This is a genomic window from Bradyrhizobium semiaridum (assembly GCF_020329505.1).
Classification (GTDB): domain Bacteria; phylum Pseudomonadota; class Alphaproteobacteria; order Rhizobiales; family Xanthobacteraceae; genus Bradyrhizobium; species Bradyrhizobium semiaridum.
In genome coordinates this window covers 1-641 of record NZ_JAGKJJ010000094.1, presented here as the reverse complement: position 1 = coordinate 641, position 641 = coordinate 1, and the positions used below count along the sequence as shown (strand labels likewise).

Here is a 641-nt window from a genome sequence, read left to right as displayed (position 1 = left end):
CTTGCAGTTTCGTAGCCCGGATGAGCGAAACGATATCCGGGACCGACCTCACCGCGGAGAGACCTTCCCGGATGCGCTTCGCTCATCCGGGCTACCGGTCCTGCCTTAGAACAAACTCAACTGCTGGCCGTTGCGCTTCGGCTTGGCGAAATGGTCGGTGGTCAGCTTGGTGCGGCGCTTGTTCAGCCCGAGCTTCTCGCAGGCGATTTCGAATCGACGGCCGATCATCCAGGCCATCGGGCCGGTGCCCTTCATCCGCGTGCCCCATTGCGAATCGTAGTCGCGGCCGCCGCGCATGCCGGCGCCAAGGAGGCGAGCTACGTGCTGCTGCGGCTGCCGCTCGAGGTCCGCGATCTCTTCCGCGAATGGCTGATGGCGAACTATCCGGACCGCTACCGCCACGTCTTCACCTTGATCCGCGACATGCGCGGCGGCATCGAGGATGCGCTCGATCTCGGAATCGTTCAGCGCCGGGATCACGGGCGCGACCATCACAGTGGTCGGGATGCCGGCGTCCGCGAGCCGCTTGATCGCCTCCAGCCGCTTCGGCGGGGTGGACGCGCGCGGCTCCATCGTCCGCGCCAGCTTCGGATCGAGCGTCGTCACCGAGAGCGCGACTTTTGCCAGGTTGCGCTTGGCCA

The 641-nt window shown here is 65.8% G+C and carries 1 pseudogene; it reads right to left on the bottom strand.

What is annotated here, in order from left to right:
* Positions 1 to 420 precede the first annotated feature (420 nt).
* Positions 421 to 641, bottom strand: a pseudogene (locus tag J6500_RS32275) (SPL family radical SAM protein); the annotation flags it as partial.